This window comes from Streptomyces beijiangensis, assembly GCF_017315755.1.
Taxonomy (GTDB): domain Bacteria; phylum Actinomycetota; class Actinomycetes; order Streptomycetales; family Streptomycetaceae; genus Streptomyces; species Streptomyces beijiangensis.
Genome location: NZ_JAFLRJ010000347.1, coordinates 1 through 5,333, shown reverse-complemented (window position 1 = coordinate 5,333; position 5,333 = coordinate 1). Strand labels below are relative to the sequence as shown.

Genomic DNA, 5,333 nt, shown 5'->3' with positions numbered 1-5,333 from the left:
GGGTACGGGGGCGGGCAGGGACTCGGCCACCTCGTCGAGGAGGCCGGCCAGGACCGCCAGATCTTCACCCCCCAGTGCCCCGAAGATCTCGCGGAGTACGGCCTCGCCCGCCGCCTCGCCCGCCGCCAGGGCCTCTGCGCCCTTCGGGGCGAGGGAGACGATCTTGGACCGGCGATCCTGGGGGGCCGGCGTCCGTACGACCAGGCCCTCGCGTTCCAGCGCCTCCACGGACTGGGTGACCGACCGGGGCGCATGTCCCAGCTCCTCCGCCAGCGAGGACTGGCTCAGCGGTCCGCTCCGGTCCAGGACCTGAAGGATCTTCGTACGGGCGAGGGACAGCCCCCCGGCCGTCATCCGCTCGTCGACCACCTTGCGGAGGCGGTGCCCCAGCGCCAGGTACCGCAGCCCGACCTCCACCGGTTTCGTCTGGCCGCTCATCGTGATCGTCCCTCCGGACTGTTCGAAAATTTGCTGAGGTACCTCACCAAATGTAGATTGGTGAGGTACCTCAGCATGTTAACCCGGAGGAGACCACGGAGATCATGGACACCCGACCCGTCATCGTCATGACCGGCGCGACCAACGGCCTGGGCCGCCTCGCCGCCCTCGAACTGGCCCGCGGCGGCGCCCGCCTCGGCCTCGTCGCCCGCAGCGAGTCCAAGGCCGACGCACTGCGGCGCGAGATCGAGGAGACCGCGTCCGGAACCCCCGGCACTCCCGTCGACGTATTCCTCGCCGACCTCTCCCTGCTGGGCGACGTCCGCCGCGTGGGACGGGAGATCGACGCCCGCTACCCGCGTATCGACGTACTGGTCAACAACGCCGGTGTGCACGCCTTCTCGCAGCGGATCACCTCCGAGGGATTCGCCGAGATGACCGCCGTGAACTACCTGGCCCCCTGGCTGCTCACGGACGTACTGCGCGAGAAGCTCACGGCCTCGGCGCCGTCCCGCATCGTCACGGTCGCCTCGCGCGCCTCGCGCCAGGCCGGCGGGATCGCCCCGCTCCAGGACCTCACCGACACCGCGGACTTCTCCCGCAGGGAATCCTCACGGCTGTACGGACTGACCAAGCTGATGGACGTCATGTTCACCCAGGAGCTCGGCCGGCAGCTGGCGGGCACGGGGGTCGCGGTCACCTGCTGCTGCCCGGGCTTCAACACCACCGGCCTCGGGCGCGAACTCCCGCTCGCCGGTGCCCTGGAGAAGGCCCTGACCCTGCTGCACATCGGCGACCCCCGGCACGGCGCAGGGATCATCGCGCGGCTCGCGACCGACCCGGCGTTCGCCGGGAGCGAGGGAGGATACTTCGCCGCCAGGAGCGGGGAGGCCCTGGAATGCCCGGAGTTCGGCCGCGGCGAGGCGGTCCAGCGCGAGCTGTGGGACGCCACCGGCGAACTCCTCGCCGATCTCGGGCACCCCACCCGCTGACCTCACCGGGTCAGGACGGCTGCGAGGTCACCTTCAGCGCCAGCCACAGTTCCATCCGCGCGTCCGGGTCGTCCAGCGAACGGCCCAGGATCTCCTCCACCCGTCGCATCCGGTAGCGCAGGGTGTGGCGGTGGACGCCCAGGTCGGCGGCGGCCGCGTCCCACTGGCCGTGGTGCGAGAGCCAGGCGCGCAGGGAGGCCACCAGGTCGCCGCGGCCCTTGGCATCGTGCTCGTACAGCGCCCTGAGCATCCCGTCCGCGAAGGCCCGCACCGCGTCGTCGGCGAGCAGCGGCAGGACGGAACCGGCCGCCAGTTCGTCGTGCTCGACCAGGACACGGCGCCTGCGCCGGGCGACGGCGAGTGCCTGTTCGGCCTGCTTGTACGCCGACGCCGTGGCGATCGGGCCCGCCGGGGCCGACTGCCCGATGACGACCTCGTCGTCCTCGGGGGCGGAGTCGGAGGAGCCTCTGCGCCCCTCCACGACCTCCGCGTACGCGGCGACGGCCTCGACGACCGCACCCTCGTCCGCCGCGAGGACGACCAGCCGCTCCCCGTCGGGCACGGCGAGGACCGTCTCGCCCGCGCGCGAGGCCCCCGTTTCGAGGGCGTCGGCCAGCTCCTGCAGTACGGCCGGTCCGGCGGCCTCGGCGATCAGGATGCGGAAGGGCGCGTCGAGGAGCCCGTTGTAGAGGTCCCCCGCGACCGCCCGCGCATGGTCGGGCTGCCCCGCGAGGAGCATCCGCAGCACCGCGGCGCCCAGGCGCTGCTCGACGGCCTGCAGGGAGCGCGACCGCTCGGTGGTCAGGGTCAGCAGGGCGATCGCGGAATGTACGGCGTACCGCTCGGCCGTGCCCAGCGGCGCCGCCGTCCCCACGGCCAGCGCACCGCGCGCCCTGCGCCCGGCGCCCAGCGACTGGAGCTCCACCCGGTCGTCCGCGCCGCCGACCACCGCGCTCGCGGGGGTGGGCCGCTCGCGCAGCCGCTCCACGTCGGGGGTGAGGCGCGCGGCCCGCCGTGCGGCCCAGTCGGGTGCGGAGGCGACGACCGCGCCCGAGGCGTCGTACAGCGCCGCCCAGCCGTTCACATGCGCGGCGAGACGGGCGAGCAGGTCACCGGGGCCGTCGCCGTTGAGCGCAGCCCTGGTCAGTTCGCGCTGGGCCTCGAAACCGGCGGTCACCGAACGGTACTGGTCGGCGGCGATCGCGGCCGAGACCGCCTTGCTGATCGCCAGGAAGGGGGTACGCCTCGGGACCTCCAGGAGCGGCAGGCCCTCCTCCTCGGCGGCGGTGACCAGGGCTTCGGGGATGTCCTCGTAGTTGACGCCGACGGCGAACCCGAGGCCGACGACCCCTGCACCGGTGAGCCTCTTCACGTACCGGCGCATCGCCTCGGGGTCCTCGGCATTGAGTGTCATCGCCGTGATGAGGAGCAGCTCGCCGCCCTCCATGTACGGCACGGGGTCGGCGAGCTCGCTGACGTGCGCCCAGCGCACCGGGGTCTCCAGCCTGCCCTCCCCCGCGCGCACGGTCAGCTTGAGCGCGGAGTGGTGGACGAGCGAGGCGAGAGTGGGCGGCACGGGGCGGAACCTTTGGGTGGGGGGTGCGCCGTTCCGTATGAACAGCGCACCTCGATTCTGCCAGGACGGCAGGGTCTGCCCAACCGGCCGACGGTGAAGATCAGTGGTGAAGATCCACGAGCAGCGGCGGCGCGTGCTCGCCCTTCACCGTCGTCAGTGACAGCACCGCATGCCCTGCGGGCACCTCGCGGGCCAGGTCGGAGGCCGACCAGCGCTCTCGTTCGACCTTGCGGACGGTCACCGCGTCCGTCGTGACGGCCTTGCCGGTGACGAGCTTGCGCAGGGCGTGCACGGCCCGGGTGAGCGGCTGGTCGGCGAAGACGGTGTGCTTGGCGACCTCCGTGGTCTCCACCCACTCGGTCCCCCACGACTGGGCGAAGAGCCGTCCGTCCCAGGTGCTGACCCCGGAGTGCACCAGATGGCAGCCGACCGCCCCGAGCAGCGGGGTGTGCAGATTCTCCGGTACGTCACCGAGCGCGCGCAGCGTCAGCAGGACCCCGGCGTGGGCGTTCCGCAGGCGCTGCAGGGCCCGGACCGATTCGGCGGTGACGGCGTGGGTGGCGTCGTCGATCACCAGGAAGGCGAAGAGCGAACGGTCGCGGCGGGCGGGCGCCCCCGCGGTGAACTGGGCGAGGACCAGGCGGGTCAGCAGATGCGCCGCCTCCGGGTGGGCACGCTCGGGCAGGTCGATCCGGGCGCGAAGGGGGTGTTCCAGGGAGCGCAGCGAGAAGGGCCGGCTCTCCCCCGCGGTGTCGAAGAAGTCCGCGAAGGCGGGCCGGTCGAGCACGGCCACCCGGTCGGCGAGAGCGAGCCCGGGGTCGCCCGGGGTCCCGAACTGCCGTGCGCGGGCGTCCAGTTCGCGCAGCTGGTTGCGGTGTTCGTCGGTGTCGAGCCGACTGCGGAGGTCATCGAGGGCGGCGGGGGTGGAGTCGAGGAGCTCACGCAGTTCGGGTACGGCGGGGAAGCGCCCGTGGGCGGCGCGGTAGGGGCCGAGCAGCTGGGCCAGCGCGGTCTGGGCGCGGCGCGCGTCGATCTCGGGCAGATCGCCTGCGAGCGCCTCGGCGAGCAGGGCGGCGGCCTCGTCGGGGTCGGTGGTGCCGCCGTACAGGTCGAGGTCGTACGTGGAGGCGGGGTCGCCCGGCTTCACCACCACGTCGTATCCCTCGTCGGCGCCGAGGGGGGTGCCCGCGGCGCAGACCACGACGACGGCGGCCTGTCCGGCGAGGGCCTGGAGGGCGAGCGACTCGACGACGGGCCGCACAAGGTGACGGGTCTTGCCCGCGCCGGAGGGGCCGACCGCGAGCAGCGAGGAGCCGAGGGTGTCCGGGTCGACGGCGGAGCCCGCGCCCCGACTGGCGGCCGGGTTGCGGTCGAGGTCCGCGTACCGGCCGAGTCGCACCTGCGAGGTGAGCAGGTCGTGGGTGGCCGCGCGGGCGGGCAGGTCCCGGTGGCCGGAGGGATGCGGGCAGGCCTGGGCGCCCTGGCGGAGCACCGCGTCGGTGAACGCCGGAAGCCGGGAGGGGTCGGCTTTCACGGAGTCCCAGGCCCGCCGGATCCGTACACAGTCAACGTCGTTCATGTGCCCGGAGTTCCCCTCGGCGACGAGCCGGTCGGCGGCGGCGGACTGGCCGGCGGCGCGCAACTGGGGCCAGTCGGCGGGGTCTTCACCGGCCTGCTGCTGCGGTACGGCGACGCGCTTCTTCCCCTGACGCAGGTCCCGTACGAGCGTGAGCCAGCCGCCCGCCCTGGCGATCGGCCAGAGGATCAATGCCGAGCCGAGCAGGTGGTAGACGGTCGCGAGGGTGTGCAGTTGGTCCGAAACCTCCACGACGGTGCCGGTGTTCCACCACGACGGAGGAACCAGAGCCAGCAGGAGGTCGCCGAACGGCAGCGCGGACCGGGGCACAGTAGCCCCGGCTGCGGCTTGCTCAGGCGTCAGCACGAAGTGGGCCACTTCGTCAGCGTTCACAAACGCCCAGACCAGCACGGCGCCCACCAGCGCGGTACGCAACGCTCGGGTTGGCTGAGGGTGATCGACCGCGTACCGATGGAACACCCCGCGCCAGTTGCCCAACCGGCCGAATCCCCAGATCACCAGTACGGCGACCAGGGTGTTGTACACAGCGAGAGCTCTGGTTGCCGCCCGCGGCCGCTCCAGGCCCCACCAGTCGGTGGGGGTGACGAGCTCCAGCAGGATGCGGCTGTGCGGGACGTAGCCGTTGTGCCACAGGGACCAGACCAGAGCGGCGGCGAGCAGAGCCAAGGCGGCTCCGCCGATCAGGGCGCGGTCGGGGACCCGGTCGGGGTCGGCGTCGGGGCGCGGGCGG

Annotated in this window: 4 protein-coding genes; 1 reads left to right on the top strand and 3 read right to left on the bottom strand. The window is 73.1% G+C overall.

Annotation, left to right across the window (positions count from 1 at the left end; all coding sequences use genetic code 11):
- On the bottom strand, positions 1-438 hold a 438-nt coding region (locus tag J0695_RS30220; RefSeq protein ID WP_206967381.1), incomplete at its 3' end, for a MarR family winged helix-turn-helix transcriptional regulator.
- Positions 439-542: 104 nt separating this feature from the next.
- Here J0695_RS30220 and J0695_RS30215 point away from each other — a divergent pair.
- Positions 543-1,430 (top strand): SDR family NAD(P)-dependent oxidoreductase, encoded by an 888-nt coding sequence (locus J0695_RS30215; protein WP_206967379.1) that lies wholly within the window; start codon positions 543-545, stop codon positions 1,428-1,430.
- 10 nt (positions 1,431-1,440) lie between these two features.
- Here the strand turns inward: J0695_RS30215 and J0695_RS30210 are convergent, their stop codons facing one another.
- Positions 1,441-3,006, bottom strand: a complete 1,566-nt coding sequence (locus J0695_RS30210) for a PucR family transcriptional regulator (RefSeq protein WP_206967377.1) — start codon at positions 3,004-3,006, stop codon at positions 1,441-1,443.
- A gap of 100 nt (positions 3,007-3,106) precedes the next feature.
- Positions 3,107-5,197, bottom strand: coding sequence for an ATP/GTP-binding protein (locus tag J0695_RS30205; RefSeq protein ID WP_206967383.1), 2,091 nt, complete (start codon positions 5,195-5,197; stop codon positions 3,107-3,109).
- Positions 5,198-5,333 lie beyond the last annotated feature (136 nt).

What these genes read in the sequence shown, in the direction of transcription:
- J0695_RS30215 (WP_206967379.1), top strand. Translation starts at nt 543, where the DNA reads ATGGACACCCGACCCGTCATCGTCATGACCGGCGCGACCAACGGCCTG.